This window comes from Streptomyces sp. NRRL F-2580, from assembly GCF_000720115.1.
GTDB lineage: Bacteria > Actinomycetota > Actinomycetes > Streptomycetales > Streptomycetaceae > Streptomyces.
Genome location: NZ_JOIR01000143.1, coordinates 1 through 214, shown reverse-complemented (window position 1 = coordinate 214; position 214 = coordinate 1). Strand labels below are relative to the sequence as shown.

Annotated in this window: 1 protein-coding gene; it reads right to left on the bottom strand. The window is 71.0% G+C overall.

Going from position 1 to position 214, the window contains the following annotated elements:
* On the bottom strand, nucleotides 1-214 hold a 214-nt coding region (locus IF88_RS41825; RefSeq protein WP_037808970.1), incomplete at both ends, for a homocysteine S-methyltransferase family protein.

The window sequence follows — 214 nt, the reverse complement described above, 5'->3', positions numbered from 1 at the left end:
CGTCGTCTCCACCAGCAGCGCGTCCGCGCCGCCGGTGATCAGACCCTCGGCGTTGATCTGGTAGGCGTCACGGATCTGGCCGTAACTGATGTGGCCCAGCGTGGGCAGCTTCGTACCGGGGCCCATGGAGCCCAGCACCCAGCGCTGCTGCCCCGTCGACGCCGTGAACTCGTCGGCCACCTCGCGGGCGATCCGCGCACCCGCCTCCGACAGC